Raw genomic sequence first — 18,933 nt, forward strand, 5'->3', positions numbered from 1 at the left:
TCCCCCAGCCTTTCGCCAGTGTCGCCGCGAACGGCATATTCTCGGACAGGCTAGCATGGGTGAGCGGCGGGCAGAACTGCATTGGCGCGACGGGCGGGTGCCGGTTTCGGCCCGGTTCGACGACCCCTATTTCTCGCTCGGCGACGGGCTGGCCGAAACCCGTCACGTCTTTCTCGGCGGCAACGATCTGCCGGACCGGTTCCGGCCCGGGTTTCACATCGCCGAACTGGGGTTCGGCACCGGGCTGAACCTGCTCGCCGCCTGGGCGGCGTGGGAGGCTACGGGGCAGGGTGCGGGTCAGGCGGGGCCATTGCGCTTCACCAGCTTCGAGGCCTACCCGATGTCGCCCGGCGACATGGCGCGCGCATTGGCGGCCTTCCCCGAACTGGGTGCATATGCCGAACGCTTTCTCGCGGTCTGGCCGGGGACGGGGCGCTGCGACCTGGGCACGGTGCAGGTCGAGGTGATCGAAGGCGATGCACGCGCCACCCTGCCGCGATGGGCCGGAGGCGCGGATGCGTGGTTTCTCGACGGGTTCGCACCGGCCAAGAACCCCGAGCTGTGGGATGAAACGCTGTTGCAGCAGGTCGCCCGCCACACCGCACCCGGCGGCACGGTGGCGACCTATACCGCCGCCGGTTTCGTGCGCCGGGGTCTGGAGGCTGCCGGGTTCACCGTCACCCGCGCGCCCGGATACGGCCGCAAGCGGCACATGACGCGGGGGATCCTGCGATGAGCGACCGAGCCGCCGTCGTCCAGCAGAACAACGTGCCTGCCGGGATCGCGCTGATGGTCGCGTCCACCGTGGTGTTCGCGCTGCAGGACGGCATCTCCCGGCATCTCGCCGGAACCTACAACACCTACATGGTGGTGATGATCCGCTACTGGTTCTTCGCCGCCTTCGTGATCGCGCTGGCGGCGCGCGCGCCCGGCGGGTTGCGGGCGGCGGTGCGCACCGACCAGCCCCGGCTCCAGATCACCCGGGGGTTGCTGCTGGCAGGGGAAATCTGCGTCGCCGTATTCGGCTTTACCGTGCTGGGCCTGATCGAGAGCATGGCGGTGTTCATCTGTTACCCGCTGATGGTCGCGGCGCTGAGCGGGCCGGTGCTGGGTGAACGGGTGGGCTGGCGGCGCTGGATGGCGATCCTGATCGGTTGCATCGGTGTGCTGGTGATCCTGCAGCCGGGCATGGGCGTGTTCGACCCCTGGGCGGTGATCCCGCTGATTTCGGCACTGATGTTCGCGCTTTACGGCCTGCTGACCCGCTATGCCGCCCGCCGCGACAGCGCCGCCACCAGTTTCTTCTGGACCGGCACCTCCGGCGCGGTCGCGATGACGGCGGTGGGGCTGTGGTTCTGGGTGCCGATGACCGCCCCGGACTGGGGCTGGATGGCCGCGCTCTGCGTGACCGGGGTGCTGGGCCACGGGCTGCTGATCAAGTGCTACGAGATGGCCGAGGCCAGCGCGGTGCAGCCCTTTGCCTATTTCCACCTGCTGTGGAGCGCGGTTCTGGGCCTGTTCCTGTTCGGCGAAACCCTGCGACCGGCGGTCATGGCCGGCGCGGCGCTGATCATCTGCGCGGGCCTGTTCACCCTATGGCGCGAACGCAAGCAGCGTTGAGCCGGTCAGCTCCTGCGAAAACGGGATCGGCAGCGGCGTCTTGCCCAGCCGGGCGCGGTAGATCGGCAGGCTCTCGGTGACCCGCATCACATAGTTGCGGGTTTCGTCGAAGGGGATCATCTCGATCCAGTCGACGATGTCCACGGCGCCGCTGCGCGGGTCGCCATAGGTCTGCGCCCAGCGGATCGGCCGCCCCGGCCCGGCATTGTAGCCGGCCGACATCATCACGATATTCCCGTTCAGTTCACCGGCCAGCCCGGCCAGGTAGCGCGCGCCCAGCCGGGCGTTGTAGCGCCAGTCCGACAGCAGCATCTCGCTGCGGTGGGCGGCGAGAATGCCCATGTCGGCGGCCACCGCCTCGGCGGTCGCCGGCATGACCTGCATCAGGCCCCGCGCGCCCGCGTGGCTGACCACGACCGGGTCGAATTCGCTTTCGCGCCGCGCGATCGCCAGCGTCATTTCCTTGGCCATCGGCAGGTCCATGTCGGCCAGCGGATGCAGCGGGTAATAGGCGGCCGGCAACACCACCCCGCCGCGCGCCGCGCGTTTGCCGATCATCACGGCGAGATGCGGGCGCCCCATGTCGAGTACCATGTTGCCAAGCTGCCCGGCGGCCACCGGGTCGAGCGTTTCGACCAGGTGGGTCAGGAACCGCTCGGCCAGCCCGTCCTCGCCCGCCTTCAGCAGCAGCAGCGCCGCCTTCAGCACGCTGGACTGCATGAACTCGGCTTCGCGCCAGTCGGGCAGCAGCGGCGGGTCGGCCAGGTTGCTGTCGAAACCGCGCCCGATCTGTTCCGCCGCCAGCAGCCCGTAGAACGAGGTCTGGTATCCCGCGGCCAGCGCGTATCCCGCCTGCGCCCCGTCCGGGTTGCCCAGCGCCTCTTGTGCGCGGCCGATCCAATAGCCCGCGCGCCCCTTGGAGATGGGCGATGCGACGGCGGCCTCGAAGCGCTGAAAATGGCGCAGCGCGGTGGCCGGATCCCCCAGCAGCCGCAGCGCGATGAACCCTGCGGTCCATTCCAGGTCCGCATAGACATAGCCCGCTTCGGGCGTGGTGTGGTGAACGCTGGCGATGCGATATGCCCGCTCGGGATTGCCGTTGCGCATGTCCTGCCGGGCCAGGGCGACCCGGCGTTTCGCCCATTTCTCCGGCTCGCCCAGCAGCGCGGGTGTCTTGCTGCGCTCCAGCAGCAGTTCGATGGCGTCTTCGTCTCGGCCCTTCTTGCGGTCGCGCCAGACGAACCGCGCATGGGCCAGGCCCGGCGCATCGCGCAGCATATCGGGCACCGCTTCGATCCGCGCGTCCACCCCTGGAGCCATGTCGTAAAGCGCGATCCGCGCCTCGGCGAGCTTGCCCTGCCCGTCATCGACCAGGGGCACCATCCGGCGGGCGCTCTCGATATGGCCGTCCCACAGCATCCGGTCGAGCCGCGCGGCATGATGCGGCGCCAGCAGCTTGCGGTGTTTCTCGAGATAATCGCCCTGCACAGTGGCGCCCATCGGCATCGTGCGCCAGGCCATCACCAGCTCGGCCTCGGCATCGCCCTCATGGCCGGTGGCGGCCAGCACGGCGGAATGGCCCAGCACCCCCTCGGGGGTCTGCGGCGGGGCTTCGGCGAAAAAGGCGACCATCGCGTCGCGCCCGGCGCTGACCACGGCGGGTTCGCTGCGCCGGCGCAGCCAGTCCAGCCCCGGCCAGTCCGGGCGGCGGTCGAGAAACGCCATCGCATCCGCGGCCGATCCCTCGCCCGCCCGCAGCCGGTGCCATTCGACGATGTCGCGCGCCACCGATGCCTGCGCGCCGGCCGCCGCCAGCGCCGCGCCCCAGTCGCCCGCGCGCATCTGCTCGAAGGCGGCGCTCAGCGACTGTGCCGCCTGCGCATCCGACGGCGCGCTCAGCACAACGCCCGGCGCGGTCGCCCAAAGACAGGCCGTCAGCGCCGCGATGCGTGTCATCCCTTGCATTTCCCGCCTCTCAAACGCTAGAGGCTGAGACGATACCGGTTGGCGCGCGGCAATCAACTCACATTCGTGCCAGATGCGCGGGAACCGGATGACCGACCAAGGAGAGCACCCATGTTCCAAGGCTCGATGCCGGCCCTCGTCACCCCGTTCGCCAACGGCGCGCTGGACCTGGATACGCTCAAACGGCTGGTGGACTGGCAGATCGCCGAAGGCTCGTCCGCGCTGGTGCCCGTGGGCACCACCGGCGAAAGCCCGACGCTGACCCATGAAGAACATGAGATCGTGGTCGCCGAGGTTGTCCGCGCCGCCGATGGACGGGTGCCGGTGATCGCGGGCGCGGGCTCGAACAACACCGTCGAATCGGCACGCTTCATGCAGCATGCCAAGGCCGTCGGCGCCGCCGCCGCGCTGGTCGTGACACCCTATTACAACAAGCCGACGCAGCGCGGGCTCATCGCGCATTTCACTGCGCTGCACGACTGCTGCGATCTGCCGATCGTGATCTACAACATCCCCGGCCGCTCGGTGGTCGACATGACGCCGGAAACCATGGGCGAACTGGCGAAACTGCCGCGCATCATCGGTGTCAAGGACGCCACCGGCGACATCACCCGCGTCAGCCAGCAACGCGCCAGCTGCGGCACGGATTTCGTGCAACTCTCCGGCGAGGACGCCAGCGCGCTGGGGTTCAACGCCCATGGCGGCGTCGGCTGCATCAGCGTGACCGCCAATGTCGTGCCGCGGCTCTGTGCCGAGTTCCAGGCGGCGACGCTGGCCGGGGACTACACCACGGCGCTGGCCTATCAGGACCGGCTGATGCCGCTGCACGAGGCGATCTTTCTTGAACCGGGGCTGGTCGGCGCCAAATACGCGCTCGGCCGGCTGGGCCTCTGCTCCGAAGAGGTGCGTTCGCCGCTGACCCCGCTGACCGATGGCACAAGGGCCGCGATCGACGCGGCCATGGCTCACGCCGGGCTGCTCTGATCTCGCCCTCCTCTTGCCGGAAATATCCCGGGGGTGTATTGGCCCGGAACGGGCCAAGAGGGGGCTGGCCCCCTTTCGCCTCAGGCGGTCATGCCGGCCACGGCTTCACCGCGCGCCGTAATAGAGCCCGACCACATGCTCCGCCTCGGCAAAGAACAGCCAGCGCGACGCAAGGACGCCGATGATGTGGCTCACCACCGCCAGCGCGGCCAGAATATGGGAAAACGGCAGCATCACCAGCGCCGCGGGCAGGGCAAAACCCAGCCCCAGCGCAATCACCCGCAGCCGGTCACGATGTTTTCGCCCGACCACATGGATGAATTCGCGCATCAGGTAGTTGGGGGAGGTGTGCGGCGGCTCGAAGGCACGCAACCGGCCGAGCCCGCCCAGCCCGGTGGCCGTGGCCAGCGAACTGCCCGAGCGAGCAAGCGCCGTGTCGCCCATCCGCCAATGCGCGACCTGCACGATGCCCGCCAACAGCAGCAGCCACGGCGCCGGCGTGACCTGACCGGCGAGCAGCGCCCCCCCGGCGAGGCTGAAGCCGAGGAACATTGCCGGTGTCAGCCAGTGATGCCAGCGCGGCACCGAACGCAGCTGCGTGTAGATCATCGAGGTGGCGAACACGGTGCCGAGACACAGCACCGCGCCGACGACCCCCGCCGCGCTCCGGCCGGCGCCGAAAAACACCGCGCCCGCCCCGGCCACCGCCATCACCAGCAGGGCCGCAACCGAACTCCAGGCTTCCCGGCTGAGCCAGCTCGACCGCCACTGGGTAAAGGCCTTGATCGCCCGTTCAGGGTGGCCGAGGTGAAAGGCCGAGGCGACCAGCCCGCCGATGGCCAGCGCATAGGCGATGGCAAAGAACACGAAAGCCACCCAGCCCGTTACGGCCGGAATGCCGAAGCCGAGCCAGGCCAGCAGTCCGAAGCCGAGCCCGGAGAACGTGGTAAACAGGATGACGGAGGGGGCGGGGTGCATCAGAACCTCTCCAGCGCCTTGTCGAGCCAGGCGATGAAGCCGCGCGGTTCTTCCGCCACCGGCGCCAGCAGCGGGGCCAGCACGTCGATACTCTCGTCCAGCCGGTCCTTGGGGCGCGGCGGCAGGTATTTGTTGACCGGTTTCGTGCCCTGTTCCGGCATCAGGTCGAACCCGCCGCGCTCCGCCACCAGCTGCGAAACCGCGCTGTCCGGGTCGCCCAGGTCGCCGAAATGGCGCGCGCCGGCGGGGCAGGTGCGCACGCAGGCTGGGATCCTGTCCGCTTCGGGCAGGTTGTCGTTGTAGATACGGTCCACGCAGAGCGTGCATTTCTTCATCACGCCTTCGGCGGCATCCATTTCACGCGCCCCATAGGGACAGGCCCAGGCGCAGAGGCCGCAGCCGATGCAGTCGGATTCGTTGACCAGCACGATACCGTCCTCGGCCCGCTTGTAGCTGGCGCCTGTGGGGCAGACGGTCACGCAGGGGGCGTCGTCGCAATGCAGGCAGGATTTCGGGAAATGCACCAGCTGCGCGGCACCCTCGTCCGGAACGACCTCGTAGCTGTGGACCCGGTTGAGGAACGTGCCCGATGGCAGGTCGCCATACGGGGCCTGATCCGAAAGCGGCGCGCCGTAATTCTGGGTGTTCCAGCCCTTGCAGGCCACCACGCAGGCATGGCAGCCGACACAGGTGTCGAGGTCGATCACCAGGCCCAGCTTGCGGTCGGTGGTGCCGGGAAGGTCGGTCATCGTGGCGGCCCTCCGGCATGGGCGCAGGCGTGGGCCGGGGGCGCTGCCCCCGTCGCCTGCGGCGACTCCCCCGGGATATTTCCGGCAAGAGGAAGGGGGCGGGTCATTTCCCGACCTTCCAGCGGAGTTCGGCGGGGCCGTGGCCCACCGGGGCGTTCAGGCCCGGGAAGGCGGGTTGGCTCGCATCGGGCGGATTGGCCTTTTCGATCCGGACCTTGAGGTCGAACCACGCGGCCTGGCCGGTGACCGGATCGGAGTTGGACCAGCGCATGCCGTCGTCCCGTTCGGGCAGAAGTTCCCCTATCAGGTGGTTGAGCAGGAAGCCCTCGCGGGTTTCGGGCACATCGGGCGCGAGCGCCCAGGCGCCCTTGCGTTTGCCGATGGCGTTCCAGGTCCAGACCGTGTTGGCGTTGAGCGCGGCCATTTCCATCACCGGCACGGTGATCTCTCCGTGGGGCGAGGTGACCCGCGCCCAGTCGCCGTCGCGCAGCCCGTTGCCACGCATCAGCCGCGTCGGCAGGTAGAGCGGGTTGCGGCCGTGGATCTGCCGAAGCCATGCGTTCTGGCTGCCCCAGGAATGATACATCGCCATCGGCCGCTGGGTCAGGGCGTGGACCGGATAGGCGGGATCGTCGCCGCAGGCGGGCGTCCAGCCCGGCAGCGGGTCCATCGCCGCGCGCAGACGGTCGCGCATGTGGTCTGGGGGCTGGCGCGGCCCGTGCCCCTCGGCGGCCAGCTGGAACCGGCGCATCGGTTCGGCATAGAGCTGGAACAGGTAGGGCTGGGGGCTGTCATAGAGGCCCAGGCCCACCGCCCAGTCCTGATAGGCGCGGTTCCAGGGCTTGTAGAACTGGGCCTCGTCCGGGATATGGCCGATCCAGAAACCGCCATTCTCGATATAGCGGTCGAGCTGGTTGGGGTTGGGGGCGCCGCGCCCGGCGTCGTCGCCGTCGCCGCGCCAGCCTGCCAGCGGGCCGATGCCGGGCTTGCGTTCGTGGTTGACGATGTAATCGGCGTAATCGGCATACCTGGCGCGGCCGTCATCGGTCACGAAACCGGGCAGGTTCAGCCGCACGGCGAGGTCGATCAGCACCGATTGGAACCCGCGCACGCCTTCATGGCCGTCGCGCTCGGGGTCGATCACCGGCCAGCGGATCGCGTCCGCCGCCGCCTCGGCCTCGCAGATCGGGCGGTCGAGCAGCGAGATGCAGTCATGGCGTTCGAGATAGGTGGCATCCGGCAGCACGAGATCGGCATAGGCGACCATCTCGGAGGAATAGGCATCCGAATAGATGATGCGCGGGATCACATAATCGCCGTTCTCGTCTGTGTCGGTCAGCATCTCCATGGTGCGGGCGGTGTTCATCGACGAGTTCCACGCCATGTTCGCCATGTAGAGAAACAGCGTGTCGATGCGATAGGGATCGCCGGCATGGGCGTTCGAGATCACCATATGCATCAGCCCGTGCACCGATAGCGGGTTTTCCCAGGTGAATGCCTTGTCGATCCGGGCCGCGCTGCCGTCGGGCTTCAGCGCCAGGTCTTCGGGGCCGCGCGGAAACCCCAGATGCGGCCCGTCCAGCGGGCTGTCGGGGGCACTGGCGCTGTGCGGCGTGGGATGGGCATGGACCGGCTTGGGGTAGGGCGGTTTGAACCGGAACCCGCCGGGCACCTCGACCGTGCCCAGCAGGATCTGCAGCAGGTGCAGCGTGCGGCAGGTCTGGAACCCGTTGGCATGGGCCGAGACCCCGCGCATGGCGTGAAAGCTGACCGGGCGGCCGGTCATGGTCTCGTGGGTTTCGCCGCGGAAATCGGTCCATTCGCGGTCGATCTCGAACGCTTCGTCGAACGCGACACGGGCCAGTTCGGCGGCCACGGCGCGGATCTTGCCGGCCGGGATACCGCAGCGGTCGGCCACGGCCTCGGGGGCATAGTCGTCCGACAGGTAGCGTTCGGCGATGAGCTGGAACACCGGGCGGTGGCTGACGCCGGCATGGCGGTGGCTGGCGGCCAGATCGGGGCGGATGCCGGGCGCATCAAAGGCCGCGAGCTGGCCGGTCGCGCGGTCGATCACCAGTTCGCGGCCCGCTTCGTCGCGCAGGAACAGCCCGTAATCCGGCGAACCCGGATCGCCGTTGACCAGCACCGGCGCGTTGGTGAACCGGGCGAGATAGTCGAGGTCGATCCGGCCCGCCTTGAGCAGCAGATGCACCAGCGACAGGATGAACAACCCGTCGGTGCCTGGCGTGATGCCGATCCAGTCATCGGCAATCGCGTTGTAGCCGGTGCGGATCGGGTTCACCCCGATCACCCGCGCGCCGCGCGCCTTCAGCTTGCCCAGGCCGATCTTGATCGGGTTGCTGTCATGGTCCTCGGCGACGCCGAAGATCATGAACAGCCGGGTGCGGTCCCAGTCCGGCTGGCCGAATTCCCAGAACGCCCCGCCCATCGTGTAGATGCCCGCCGCCGCCATGTTGACCGAGCAGAACCCGCCATGGGCGGCATAGTTGGGCGTGCCGAAATTCTGCGCCCAGAAGCTGGTGAAGCTCTGCGACTGGTCGCGGCCGGTGAAAAAGGCGAGTTTCTCGGGATTGTCGCGCCGGATCGGAGCCAGCCAGCCGGTGGCGATCTCCAGCGCCTCGTCCCAGCCGATTTCCTCGAATTCGCCGGACCCGCGCGGGCCGACCCGTTTCAGCGGCGCCCGCAGCCGCGACGGCGCGTTGACCTGCATGATCCCGGCGCTGCCCTTGGCGCAGAGCACGCCGCGATTGACCGGATGGTCGCGATTGCCCTCGATATAGGCGACCTTGCCGTCCTTCATGTGCACGTTGATGCCGCAGCGGCAGGCGCACATGTAGCAGGTGGTGCGCCGGATCTCGTCGGATACCGGTGGCGAGAGGTCCAGGCGTGGCTGTTCGGTCATGTCTGCCCTGAATGATCCGCGTTGCTGCGGGTTACGCTAGGGCAGAAGCGCGTTCGGAACAATATCCCTGAATAGCAGGTGAATAGGGGATGCCGTGCCGGGTGCGGCAGCGGGCGGGCGATTACGTTCCGCGATCCTGCAGCGGGACATAGGCACGCGGAGGTGGGCCGTCATAGAGCGTCAGCGGGCGGATCAGGATGTTGCGCCGGGCCTGTTCGAGACACTGGATCACCCAGCCGGGCATCCGGCCGATGGCAAAGATCGGCACATAGAGATCCATCGGGATGCCGTGCAACTGGTAGATGACGCCGGAATAGAAATCGACATTCACGTTCAGCCCGTGCCGCGCATAGGGTTTCATTGCCTCGACCACCGCCTGCAGGATTTCATACCATTGCGGGGCGCCCATTTCCTCGCCCAGCCGGCGCACGCCGTCGCGCATGTGCCGGGCGCGGGGGTCCTCGCGGCGATAGACCCGGTGGCCGAACCCGGTGACCGCCTCGCGCGCGGCGCGCTTGGCCCTGACGTATTCGGCGGCGTTTTCGGGGCTGCCGATATCCTGCACCATCTTCATCACGTCCTCGGCCGCGCCGCCATGGGCGGGGCCGGCCAGCGTGGCCAGCGCCGTCGTGATCGCACCGTGCAGGCCGGCCTCGGTGCCGATGGTGACACGCGCGGCAAAGCTCGACGCGTTCGAGCCGTGTTCGGCATGAAGGATGAAATCCACGTCGGCCAGCCGCGCGGCCTCGGCGGACGGTTTTTGGCCCTTGAGCATCCACAGCCAGTTGGTGGCGTGGCCCAGTTCCGGATCGGGGGCGACCGGATCGCGGCCTTCGCGGATCGCGTGGTGATGGGCGACGAGAACCGGCAGCTGGGCGGTCAGGCGCAGGCCGGTCGCGATCATGCCCTGTTCGGAATTGTCGGCGCTGGCGGGGTCCAGCGCGGCCAGCGCCGAAACGGCGGTGCGCAGCACATCCATCGGGTGACCGTCCCGGCAGGTCTCGATGACACCGAGAACGCCCGGCGGCAGATCGCGCCCGGCCCGCAGCGCGGCGTCGAAGTCGGCAAGTTGTGCGGCGGTCGGCAACTCGCCGTGGATCAGCAGATAGGCGACCTCTTCGAAACTGGAATGGGTGGCCAGATCGTGGATCGAATAGCCGCGATAGGACAGTTCGCCCGCCGCCCCGTCGATGTCGCTGACACCGGAGCGTTCGAAATAGACGCCTTTGAGGCCACGGTTGATCTTGACGTTGCCGGTCATGGCGGGCTCCTTCCTGGGGTGCGTATGGAGGCTCTTATGCCAGTGCTTGACGAGATATGCGATATGGCACGGACGCGCCGGGCGCGCGTTGTGTTTCCCGAAATGGACGCGCCGCGCGTCGCGGCCGCCGTCGACCGGCTGCGCGCCGAGGCGATCTGTGACCCGGTGCCGCTGTCCGAACCGACCGAGGCGCAGGTCGGGGCCATCGTCGCCCAGCGTGGAATGAAACCGGGGCTCGCCCGGCGGATGCTGGGCAAACCGCTGATCCGCGCGGCGGCGATGGTGGCCGCGGGCGAAGCGGATGCGATGGTCGCCGGTGTCGACAGTCCCACGCGGCGGGTGATCGAGGCGGCGTCGCTGAGCATCGGGCTCGCCCCCGGCGTGGAAGCGCCGTCGTCGTTCTTCCTGATGCTGTTTCCCGACGGGCGCGAGATGATCTTTGCCGATTGCGCGGTGAACGTGGACCCGGATGCCGCGACGCTGACGGCCATCGCGCGGGCCTCGGCGGCGACGGGCCAGGCCCTGCTGGGGTCGGCGCGGGTGGCGATGCTGTCCTTTTCCACCGGCACATCCGGGGCGGGCGACAGTGTCGAACGGGTCCGCGCGGCGGCGGATGCCACCGGGTTCGCCGGGCCGATACAGGCCGACGCGGCGCTGAACGCCGCCATCGCCCGGACCAAGGGGATCGAGGCGGTGGATGCCAATGTCCTGGTCTTTCCTTCGCTCGACGCGGGCAACATCGCCTACAAGCTCTGCCGGGAACTGGCCGGGGCACAGGCGCTGGGACCGATCCTGCAGGGGTTCCGCCGCCCGGTCTGCGACCTGAGCCGCGGTGCGACGGTGGACGATATCGTGGCGGCCACGGCGGTGACCGTGGCGTTGAACTGACGCCGGCTCACGCGGGGCCTGCCGTCGCCTGTCTGAATTTTCCGGGCACGGCGGATCAGGAGTTGGCGGCGATCGCGGCGGCGATACGGGCGATGCCGGGGGCGATGCGGTCGCGCGGGATCGACGAATATCCGAGCCGGAAATAATTGTGCGGGCGGTCCGGACCGGCAAAGAACGGCGCGCCGGGTTCGATCAGGACCGAGGCCCGGCGCAGATCGTCGGACAGGCGCGACATATCGGTGCCCTCGGGCGCGCGCATCCACAGCGACGACCCGCCATAGACCCCGCGCCCGGCGATGGTCAGCCCATGTTCGGCCACCGCCGCCTCGACCGCCTGCCTGCGGCCGTGCAGCGTGCGGGCCATGCGGCGGATCTGGGCATCGTAGTGGCCCAGGCTGAGGAAATGCGCTGCGGTGCGCTGAATATGGCCCGGCGGGTGGCGCAACATGCCGGCGCGCAGGGCGCGGGCCTCGCGGATGAAGGGTTCGGAGCCGACCATGTAGCCCAGCCGCAACCCCGGAAACAGCGGCTTGGAAAAGCTGCCGACATAGATCACCCGCCCGTCGCGGTCGAGCGATTTCAGCGCGGGCGACGGCGGGGCCAGAAACGACATCTCGAACTCGTAATCGTCCTCGACCACCAGCGCCCCGATCCGGCGGGCGCGGCGCAGCAGCGACAGCCGGCGGTCGCGCGGCATGGTGGCGGTGGTGGGGCACTGGTGGCTGGGCGTGGTAAAGATCACATCGGTGCCCTCAGGCACCCTGTCGGGCGGCAGGCCGTCGCCATCGACCATGCGCGGCAGCACCGTGGCGCCGGTCTGGGTGACCATGTCGCGCAGGGCGTAGTAGCAGGGGTTTTCGATCACCGCGCGGCGGTTTTCCGACAGCAGCAGCTGTGCCGCCAGCCAAAGGGCATTCTGGGCTCCCATGGTGATCAGGATTTCATCGGGCCGCGCGACGATGCCGCGCCGGGGCAGGGTGTGACGCGCGATGAAATCCACCAGCATCGGGTCGTCGGCGTCATAGAGATCGGCGGTGAGCGCCGTGAAATCCTTCTGTCCCAGCGCCCGCAACGCGCAGAGCCGCCAGTTGGAATGGTCGAACAGGGCGGCATCCGGCTGGCCGTAGATGAACGGATAGCGATAGCTCTGCCAGTCCAGCGGCTTGCGCGGCGTGTCGCCGCCGGTAAAGCGCCGGATGATGGCGCGATCCCAACTCACGCCATCCGGCCCGCGTTCGGGCGGCGTATAGACCGGCGGCACCGGTGCGCCGTCGGACACATAGTAACCGGACCGGCCGCGCGAGATCAGGTAGTCATTGGCGAGCAACTCGGTATAGGCCAGCGTGACGGTGATGCGGCTGACGCCGAGATGGGCGGCGAGCTTGCGCGAGGAGGGCAGCTTCTCGCCCCGGCGGAACCGCCCCGACAGGATGCCCTCGGCAACCATCTGCTGAATGCGGGCCTGAAGCGTGCCCTGCCCGTCAGGGCTGAGGAAAAGGGTTTCGACCGGGATCGCCATGGGCGCAGGGTATGCTGGACCTATGTAGCATGCAATCTGGCCCTAAGGGCGGTCAGCCGGTTTTCTTCCAGATATCGAGCGCCGTGCAGACGCGGCTGAATTCGGGATAGATGGTCAGATCCTCGGCCAGCGGCGCGATCAGATAGGACCCGGCGGGCATCGTATCGGCCATGCGCGCCTCGAGACGCGCCTGCAGCGCGGCGGTGCGGATCGGCCGGTAGGAAAAGATCACGTCATGCGGCGCATAGTCGTAATCCAGCGCATCCGCGACCTCGATCGTGCCGTTCAGCCCAAAGGCCTTGCGGCCCAGTTCGACCAGATCGGGATTGATGTCGAACCCGCGATAGTCGCCGACATGGATCAGCCGGGCGGCGCGGGTCAGCAGGATGTTGCGCCCGTGGCCGCAGCCGACTTCGAGATAGGACACCGGCCGATGGCGCAGGTTGGCATCGTCGAAATCGGGGTCATTGCTGAGCAGCGCGTCCAGCCGGATCAGCGTTTCCAGGTATTTCGAAACGGCGAAGGGGATGTAGTCATAGGAGTCGTCCGGCCGCTTGAACAGGTCCTTTTCGTCGGGCCGGTCGGTCCTGTTCAACACCTCGGCCACCATCGTGGTGAAGGCGCGTTCCGAGGCGGCCGAGATACGGTGCGCCACATCCATCTCATCCTGCCGGGCAATCAGTTGGTGATGCAGCCGGTCCATCGCTTCGACATAGACCTCGTGGAGTTCGCCATAGGCACGCCGCGCCCGGGCGCAGTCGGCCTGCGTGCGCTCCAGCGCCTTTTCGGCAAAGCGGAACTTGTGCCGGAGCGATTTCAGGGTCGACAGCGCCCGCGCGTTCGGCGCGCCGTCGAAGGTCTCGATCAGGTCGGCCATCTGCGCACCGAGCCGGTCCAGCTTGGCGCGCGCAAAATCACGGCTGCGCACCGCTCCGTCGAGCGCCTCCAGCGCATCCTCGAACTGCAACGCGGCCTTGGTTGCCTCGTATTTCTCACGCCTCATCACCCGTTTCTCCCCCCCCCATTGGCCTGCCCGCTGAGGCCGGTTGCCTCATCCTTGACCCGCGAGGGCCATTGTCAAAGTGTTTTTCGGCTTGACGAATGGGTGTCCGCAAAGTAACCATAAAACTAGTTTAATGGGGATATGGGATGTGGGAAACAGCGGCGGCCGGGTTCGCGGCCATGGGATCGGAGGCGCGGCTGCAGGTGGTCAAGGCGCTGGTGCGGGCGGGTCATGCGGGCCTGACGGTGGGCGAAATCCAGGACCGGACCGGGATCGCGCCCTCGACGCTGGCCCATCACCTGAAATTCCTCGCGGGCGCCGGGCTGGTGGAACAGGAACGTGCCGGGCGGACCACGATCAACCGGGCCTGTTTCGGTGAACTGGAAAATCTCGCCCAGTTCATACTGAGCGAATGTTGCGCGGATGATTGCACGAGGGCTGCAAACGATGGCTGACACGGCACAGACATTTGGCGTGGCCTGGCGGGCCCGCGCGGCGCGGCTGAAATCGCCCTGGGCCCTGATCGTCATCGTGCTGGCGGGCGTGGCGCTCTTGGACCCGTCCAACCTGGTCGCGACGGTGGATTTTGCCCTGCGGGCGCTGGGCGGCACACTGCCCTATATCGTGGTGGCGGTGGCGCTCCTGGCGTGGCTCAAGGCGACCGGGGCCGAACAGCTGGTCGCCCGGGCCTTCGAGGGGCGCGAGACGCGCATGATCATTGCCGCGGCGCTGATCGGGGGGCTGGCGCCGTTCTGTTCCTGCCAGGTGATCCCGTTCATCGCCGGGTTGCTGGCGCTGGGCGCGCCGTTGTCGGCGGTGATGGCGTTCTGGCTGTCTTCGCCGCTGATCGATCCGCCGACGCTGCTGATCACCGCCGGGGCGCTGGGCTGGCCCTTTGCCATCGGCAAGGCGGTCGCGGCGGTGGCGCTGGGCCTGATGGGCGGGTTCGCGGTGCGGGCGATGATGTCGGGCGGAGCCTTTGCCGCGCCGCTGCGGGTCTATGCGCGCAAGGGATGCTGCGGGTCCGGGCCAAAGGCCGGCGGGCAGCCGCATTGGCGGTTCTGGAATGAGGCACCGCGGCGCGCGCAATTCCGTGCCGAACTGGTGGAAAACGGGCTGTTCCTGCTGAAATGGATGTCCTTTGCCTATGTGCTCGAGGCGCTGCTGGTGCATTATGTTCCGGCCGAACTGATCGCCGGTGCGGTCGGCGGCGACGGCGTGGTGCCGATCGGCATCGCGGCACTGGTGGGGATGCCGGCCTATCTCAATTCCTATGTCGCGCCGCCGATGCTGGCAGGGCTGATCGAGCAGGGCATGAGCGCGGGCGCCGCGATGGCCTTCATGGTCGCCGGGGCGGTCAGTTCGATCCCCGCGATGACCGCGGTGTGGTCGCTGGTCAAACCGCGGGTCTTTGCCACCTATCTGGGCCTCGGGGTCTGCGGCGCGATCCTGTCGGGGCTGCTGTTCCAGATGCTGGTCTGACCCGGTTGCAACGCGGCGCATGAGGACGCTACCGTCCCCGGCATGGTGGCATGTTCGGGGGCGGTATGGATAGAAACGGCGAAAACGGCGGCGCGGAACGGACCGAACCAGCCGAACGGGGCTTTGCCCTGCGCGAATTCGACGCGCTGAAGGAAGAGATCGCCCGCAAGGATGCCGATATCGAATCGATGAAGCGGCGGGTGCAGCTGGTGACTTTCGTCACCCTGATCCTGATCTATATCGGGGTGCTGCCGTGGCCCGGCGCCGGGCAGATCCCCATTGCCCTGCGCGCCGAGGTTGCGTTCAGCCTGGCGCTGGGATCGCTGGCATTTGCGGTCGTGACCTATCTCGATGCCAGTTTCGTCGGCCGCCATATCCGGCTGATGGGCAATTACATCCGGTCGCTCGAGATCTATCTCTACCGGGTGTCGGGCGCCAGTCCGATGGGGTGGGAAAGGTTCCTGCGCAGCCGCAAGTCGAATGACGGGCTGAAGGCTTGGAACGAGTCGCTGGATGCAGGTGGCGATTGCGGACAGGCGGGCGAGCGCGGATCGAACAAGTCGTCCTGGCCGGAGTATTTCCGCCGCCATGCCTTTTTCCTGCTGTTCGTGCTGATCAACCTGGCGATGGTGGCGCATCGCGCCTGGGATTGTCACATGACGGGCGACTGTTTTTCGTTTGTCACGGGAACCGCCGAGGCGGCAGTGCCGGCCCCGGCTGAACCGGGGCCGGCAAGCGATCAGCCGTAGACGCGGGTCAGCGCCACGTCCACCGCGTCGGTGATCTGGTCGATGTCGTCTGCGGTGGCGATCAGCGCGGGCGAGAAGCACAGCACGTTGTTCAGCCCCGGAACCGACCGGTTCGACGACCCGATGATGACGCCCTGGGCGGCACATTCGGCCGATACCTGCGCGATGGTCTTTTCGGGAACCGGTTCCTTGGTCTTGCGGTCGGCCACCAGTTCGGCGCCCAGGAACAGGCCCTTGCCGCGCACGTCGCCGATGATCCGGTGCTTTTCCATCAGCGCCTCGAGATTGCCCATCATCCGGTCGCCCATGCTGGTGCAGTTGTCCAGCAGGTTCTCGTCCTCGATGATGCGCATGTTCTCGAGCGCGGCGGCCGGGCCCGCGGTGCAGCCGCCAAAGGTCGAGATGTCGCGGAAATAGTTCAGCGGATCCTCGGCGTTGTCCTTGAACAGGTCGAACACCTCTTCGGTGGTCACGCAGCAGGCGATGGCCGCATAGCCCGAGGCGACGCCCTTGGCCATGGTCACGAAATCCGGCTTGATGCCGTAGTGCTGGTAGCCGAACCAGGTGCCGGTGCGCCCGATGCCGCAGACCACCTCGTCGATATGCAGCAGGATGTCGTATTTCCGGCAGATCTCCTGCACCCGTTCCCAGTAGCCGGGCGGCGGGGTGATGACGCCGCCGCCGGCGGTCACCGGTTCGAGGCAGAGCGCGCCCACCGTGTCGGCGCCCTCGGCGAGGATGACCTCTTCGATGGCATCGGCGGCGCGACGGCCGTATTCCTCGCCGGTCAGGTCCCATTGGGCGCGGTATTCCATGCAATGGGGCACCCGGACGAAGCCCGGCGCCAGCGGGCCATACTGCATCACCCGTTCGTCCTGCCCGCCGGCCGACATGGTCGCCAGCGTGCCGCCGTGATAGTCGCGGTCGCGGTAGAGGATCTTGTGTTTCTTGCCGCCGTATCGCTTGTGGGCGATCTGGCGCACCATCTTGAACACCTTCTCGTTCGCCTCCGAGCCCGAGTTGGTGTAATAGACCCGGCTCATGCCCGGCATCTTGTCGATCAGCTTCTCGGCAAAGAGCGATCCGGGGATCGAGCCGCCGGTCTGTGCGAAATAGCAGAGCTTCATCAGCTGGTCATAGACCGCCTTGGCGATGCTTTCGCGCCCGTAGCCCACGTTGACGGTCCAGACCCCGCCCGACACTGCGTCGAGATATTCCTTGCCGTTCTGGTCCCAGACCCGCATCCCCTTGCCTTCGAGGATGATGCGCGGGTCGTTGGTCTCGAACGGTTTGTGCTGGATCAGGTGGTGCCAGACATGGGCCTTGTCGGCCTCGACGATGTGGCTGATGTCGTTTTCGTTGAACGTGCCGTCCATGACGGGTCCTTTCGGTTCGGGAATTCGGGTTCGCATCTCGGGCGCCCGGCGCCAGAGTCGGTCTGCCGCAACAATGCGCCGTGTCACATGGGTTGCGATAGGGCCAGATATCAAGTCGATTTAATGCCAGCCCGTGCCGCGGGTGACGAAATTATTGGCATCACCCGGATATACCATTGAAAATGTTTGCGTTTGGATCGTTCCGGCGAAAAACTGGCTGGCGGGGGTGGCAATCCGGCAAACAAAACCGTTGATCGTTCTGGCCATTTCGGGTCCGATTGAGCAGCGGCACACACCGCCATACCAGAGACGGACCACCGTCCAGACCAACGGCCCGACGGGCCACAGACAGGGAGAATGACGATGAAAGCACCCAAGACGCTCATGGGCGCGGCGGCGGGGTTGGCGCTGCTGATCGGCGGCGCAGCGCAGGCGCAGGACATCACCGTTGGCTATTTCCTGGAATGGCCGATGCCGTTCCAATACGCCAAGGCGATGGGCACATATGACGAGGAGATGGGCGTCACCGTCAACTGGGTCAGCTTCGACACCGGCACGGCGATGAGCGCGGCAATGGCCTCCGGCGATGTCCAGATGAGCGTGAGCCAGGGCGTGCCGCCCTTCGTGGTGGCGACCAGCGCGGGGCAGGACCTGCAGATCCTCGACGTGGCGGTCAGCTATTCCGACAACGACAATTGCGTGGTGCGGGCCGATCTCGAGATCGACAAGACCTCGGCGGGCGAACTGGCCGGCAAGAAGGTGGCGGTGCCGCTGGGGACCGCGGCGCATTTCGGGTTCCTCGAGCAGATGAACCATTTCGGCGTCGATCTCGGCAGTCTCGAGGTGGTGGACATGGCCCCGTCCGAAGGTGCGGCGGCGCTGTCGCAGGGGGCGGTGGACATGGCCTGCGGCTATGCCGGCGGCCTGATCCGGATGAAGGAGCACGGCAACGTGCTGCTGACCGGCGCCGAAAAGGAGGAACTGGGCATTCTGGTGTTCGACGTGACCACCGCGCCGGCGTCCTTCGTGGCCGAGAACAGCGACCTCGCGGCGGCGTTCCTGAAGGTGACCGCCGATGCCAACGCGATGTGGAACAGCGGCGAGCATACCGACGAAATGCTCGAGGTGATCGCCAAGGATGCCGGCATGGACAAGGAAACCGCCGCCGCGTCGCTTGCCACCTTCGTGTTTCCCAGCATCGAAGAGCAACTGTCGGACAAGTGGCTTGGCGGCGGGTCGCAGGATTTCATGAAGGGCGTGGCGGATGTGTTCGTGCAGGCGGGCAGCATCGACGCGGCGCTCGACAGCTATGAAAACCAGGTCAATACCGGCCCGCTGAGTGCCGCGGCCGACATGTGATCCGCAACCGCGGATGACGGGGGCCGGCATCCGGCCCCGTCTCCGGTCCGGTGAACGAACAGGAACGGGGGACCCGG

17 protein-coding genes are annotated in these 18,933 nt (G+C 67.5%); 8 read left to right on the forward strand and 9 right to left on the reverse strand.

Annotation, left to right across the window (positions count from 1 at the left end):
• The first annotated feature begins 55 nt into the window (after positions 1-55).
• Together mnmC2 and C6Y53_RS15220 are read left to right on the forward strand one after the other, a co-directional pair.
• On the forward strand, positions 56-736 hold the full coding sequence (mnmC2, locus tag C6Y53_RS15215; RefSeq protein WP_106473207.1) for a tRNA (5-methylaminomethyl-2-thiouridine)(34)-methyltransferase MnmC2: 681 nt from the start codon (positions 56-58) through the stop codon (positions 734-736).
• On the forward strand, positions 733-1,620 hold the full coding sequence (locus tag C6Y53_RS15220) for a DMT family transporter (RefSeq protein WP_106473208.1): 888 nt from the start codon (positions 733-735) through the stop codon (positions 1,618-1,620). The genes mnmC2 and C6Y53_RS15220 overlap by 4 nt, the downstream gene beginning before the upstream one ends.
• On the opposite strand, the gene C6Y53_RS15225 is transcribed toward C6Y53_RS15220, so the two are convergent.
• The gene (locus C6Y53_RS15225; RefSeq protein WP_106473209.1) at positions 1,594-3,576 is read right to left on the reverse strand and encodes a lytic transglycosylase domain-containing protein; all 1,983 of its coding nucleotides are present in this window, start codon (positions 3,574-3,576) and stop codon (positions 1,594-1,596) included. The two genes, C6Y53_RS15220 and C6Y53_RS15225, sit on opposite strands and share 27 nt — an antisense overlap.
• 120 nt (positions 3,577-3,696) lie before the next feature.
• On the opposite strand from C6Y53_RS15225, the gene dapA reads away from it, so the two are divergent.
• Positions 3,697-4,569 carry a 4-hydroxy-tetrahydrodipicolinate synthase gene (dapA, locus tag C6Y53_RS15230; RefSeq protein ID WP_106473210.1) on the forward strand — a complete coding sequence of 291 codons (873 nt, stop codon included), beginning with the start codon at positions 3,697-3,699 and terminating at the stop codon, positions 4,567-4,569.
• A 105-nt stretch (positions 4,570-4,674) separates the two neighbouring features.
• Here the strand turns inward: dapA and C6Y53_RS15235 are convergent, their stop codons facing one another.
• The 4 genes from C6Y53_RS15235 to C6Y53_RS15250 form a co-directional block, all read right to left on the reverse strand.
• Positions 4,675-5,547: a dimethyl sulfoxide reductase anchor subunit family protein gene (locus tag C6Y53_RS15235; protein WP_106473211.1), complete on the reverse strand. Its 873-nt coding sequence runs from the start codon at positions 5,545-5,547 to the stop codon at positions 4,675-4,677.
• The gene (locus C6Y53_RS15240) at positions 5,547-6,296 is read right to left on the reverse strand and encodes a 4Fe-4S dicluster domain-containing protein (RefSeq protein ID WP_106473212.1); all 750 of its coding nucleotides are present in this window, start codon (positions 6,294-6,296) and stop codon (positions 5,547-5,549) included. Before C6Y53_RS15240 ends, C6Y53_RS15235 begins: the two co-directional genes overlap by 1 nt.
• Before the next feature lie 103 nt (positions 6,297-6,399).
• On the reverse strand, positions 6,400-9,219 hold the full coding sequence (locus C6Y53_RS15245; RefSeq protein WP_106473213.1) for a molybdopterin oxidoreductase family protein: 2,820 nt from the start codon (positions 9,217-9,219) through the stop codon (positions 6,400-6,402).
• Positions 9,220-9,340: 121 nt separating this feature from the next.
• The gene (locus tag C6Y53_RS15250; RefSeq protein WP_106473214.1) at positions 9,341-10,480 is read right to left on the reverse strand and encodes a citrate/2-methylcitrate synthase; all 1,140 of its coding nucleotides are present in this window, start codon (positions 10,478-10,480) and stop codon (positions 9,341-9,343) included.
• Positions 10,481-10,543: 63 nt separating this feature from the next.
• Here C6Y53_RS15250 and C6Y53_RS15255 point away from each other — a divergent pair, with 63 nt between their 5' ends.
• Positions 10,544-11,368, forward strand: coding sequence for a phosphate acyltransferase (locus C6Y53_RS15255; protein WP_244614850.1), 825 nt, complete (start codon positions 10,544-10,546; stop codon positions 11,366-11,368).
• 55 nt (positions 11,369-11,423) lie between these two features.
• Here C6Y53_RS15255 and pdxR read toward each other — a convergent pair whose 3' ends face one another.
• Together pdxR and C6Y53_RS15265 are read right to left on the reverse strand one after the other, a co-directional pair.
• The gene (pdxR, locus tag C6Y53_RS15260; protein ID WP_106473216.1) at positions 11,424-12,887 is read right to left on the reverse strand and encodes a MocR-like pyridoxine biosynthesis transcription factor PdxR; all 1,464 of its coding nucleotides are present in this window, start codon (positions 12,885-12,887) and stop codon (positions 11,424-11,426) included.
• Positions 12,888-12,939: 52 nt separating this feature from the next.
• Complete coding sequence (locus C6Y53_RS15265; protein ID WP_106473217.1) at positions 12,940-13,890, reverse strand: class I SAM-dependent methyltransferase; 951 nt, start codon at positions 13,888-13,890, stop codon at positions 12,940-12,942.
• Between the two features lie 146 nt (positions 13,891-14,036).
• On the opposite strand from C6Y53_RS15265, the gene C6Y53_RS15270 reads away from it, so the two are divergent.
• The 3 genes from C6Y53_RS15270 to C6Y53_RS15280 all read left to right on the forward strand — a co-directional run bounded on the left by C6Y53_RS15270 (position 14,037) and on the right by C6Y53_RS15280 (position 16,121).
• The gene (locus C6Y53_RS15270) at positions 14,037-14,345 is read left to right on the forward strand and encodes an ArsR/SmtB family transcription factor (RefSeq protein WP_106473218.1); all 309 of its coding nucleotides are present in this window, start codon (positions 14,037-14,039) and stop codon (positions 14,343-14,345) included.
• On the forward strand, positions 14,338-15,372 hold the full coding sequence (locus C6Y53_RS15275; RefSeq protein ID WP_106473219.1) for a permease: 1,035 nt from the start codon (positions 14,338-14,340) through the stop codon (positions 15,370-15,372). The genes C6Y53_RS15270 and C6Y53_RS15275 overlap by 8 nt, the downstream gene beginning before the upstream one ends.
• A 65-nt stretch (positions 15,373-15,437) precedes the next feature.
• Positions 15,438-16,121 (forward strand): hypothetical protein, encoded by a 684-nt coding sequence (locus tag C6Y53_RS15280; protein WP_149615540.1) that lies wholly within the window; start codon positions 15,438-15,440, stop codon positions 16,119-16,121.
• Here C6Y53_RS15280 and C6Y53_RS15285 read toward each other — a convergent pair.
• Both C6Y53_RS15285 and C6Y53_RS21055 read right to left on the reverse strand, forming a co-directional pair.
• Positions 16,112-17,497, reverse strand: coding sequence for an aminotransferase family protein (locus C6Y53_RS15285; protein ID WP_106473221.1), 1,386 nt, complete (start codon positions 17,495-17,497; stop codon positions 16,112-16,114). The two genes, C6Y53_RS15280 and C6Y53_RS15285, sit on opposite strands and share 10 nt — an antisense overlap.
• A gap of 120 nt (positions 17,498-17,617) precedes the next feature.
• The gene (locus C6Y53_RS21055) at positions 17,618-17,764 is read right to left on the reverse strand and encodes a hypothetical protein (protein WP_211299402.1); all 147 of its coding nucleotides are present in this window, start codon (positions 17,762-17,764) and stop codon (positions 17,618-17,620) included.
• Positions 17,765-17,860: 96 nt separating this feature from the next.
• On the opposite strand from C6Y53_RS21055, the gene C6Y53_RS15290 reads away from it, so the two are divergent.
• Positions 17,861-18,856 (forward strand): taurine ABC transporter substrate-binding protein, encoded by a 996-nt coding sequence (locus C6Y53_RS15290; protein ID WP_425300311.1) that lies wholly within the window; start codon positions 17,861-17,863, stop codon positions 18,854-18,856.
• Positions 18,857-18,933: the final 77 nt, after the last annotated feature.

The organism is Pukyongiella litopenaei, assembly GCF_003008555.2.
Classification (GTDB): domain Bacteria; phylum Pseudomonadota; class Alphaproteobacteria; order Rhodobacterales; family Rhodobacteraceae; genus Pukyongiella; species Pukyongiella litopenaei.

Bases quoted from the DNA above. Each gene is read 5' to 3' on its own strand.
- C6Y53_RS15270 (WP_106473218.1), top strand. From the start codon at position 14,037: ATGTGGGAAACAGCGGCGGCCGGGTTCGCGGCCATGGGATCGGAGGCG.
- C6Y53_RS15245 (WP_106473213.1), bottom strand. From the start codon at position 9,219: ATGACCGAACAGCCACGCCTGGACCTCTCGCCACCGGTATCCGACGAG.
- dapA (WP_106473210.1), top strand. From the start codon at position 3,697: ATGTTCCAAGGCTCGATGCCGGCCCTCGTCACCCCGTTCGCCAACGGC.
- pdxR (WP_106473216.1), bottom strand. From the start codon at position 12,887: ATGGCGATCCCGGTCGAAACCCTTTTCCTCAGCCCTGACGGGCAGGGC.
- C6Y53_RS15220 (WP_106473208.1), top strand. From the start codon at position 733: ATGAGCGACCGAGCCGCCGTCGTCCAGCAGAACAACGTGCCTGCCGGG.
- C6Y53_RS15255 (WP_244614850.1), top strand. From the start codon at position 10,544: ATGGCACGGACGCGCCGGGCGCGCGTTGTGTTTCCCGAAATGGACGCG.
- mnmC2 (WP_106473207.1), top strand. From the start codon at position 56: ATGGGTGAGCGGCGGGCAGAACTGCATTGGCGCGACGGGCGGGTGCCG.
- C6Y53_RS15290 (WP_425300311.1), top strand. From the start codon at position 17,861: ATGAAAGCACCCAAGACGCTCATGGGCGCGGCGGCGGGGTTGGCGCTG.
- C6Y53_RS15250 (WP_106473214.1), bottom strand. From the start codon at position 10,480: ATGACCGGCAACGTCAAGATCAACCGTGGCCTCAAAGGCGTCTATTTC.
- C6Y53_RS15240 (WP_106473212.1), bottom strand. From the start codon at position 6,296: ATGACCGACCTTCCCGGCACCACCGACCGCAAGCTGGGCCTGGTGATC.
- C6Y53_RS15285 (WP_106473221.1), bottom strand. From the start codon at position 17,497: ATGGACGGCACGTTCAACGAAAACGACATCAGCCACATCGTCGAGGCC.
- C6Y53_RS15280 (WP_149615540.1), top strand. From the start codon at position 15,438: ATGGATAGAAACGGCGAAAACGGCGGCGCGGAACGGACCGAACCAGCC.
- C6Y53_RS15235 (WP_106473211.1), bottom strand. From the start codon at position 5,547: ATGCACCCCGCCCCCTCCGTCATCCTGTTTACCACGTTCTCCGGGCTC.
- C6Y53_RS21055 (WP_211299402.1), bottom strand. From the start codon at position 17,764: ATGGCCAGAACGATCAACGGTTTTGTTTGCCGGATTGCCACCCCCGCC.
- C6Y53_RS15225 (WP_106473209.1), bottom strand. From the start codon at position 3,576: ATGACACGCATCGCGGCGCTGACGGCCTGTCTTTGGGCGACCGCGCCG.
- C6Y53_RS15275 (WP_106473219.1), top strand. From the start codon at position 14,338: ATGGCTGACACGGCACAGACATTTGGCGTGGCCTGGCGGGCCCGCGCG.
- C6Y53_RS15265 (WP_106473217.1), bottom strand. From the start codon at position 13,890: ATGAGGCGTGAGAAATACGAGGCAACCAAGGCCGCGTTGCAGTTCGAG.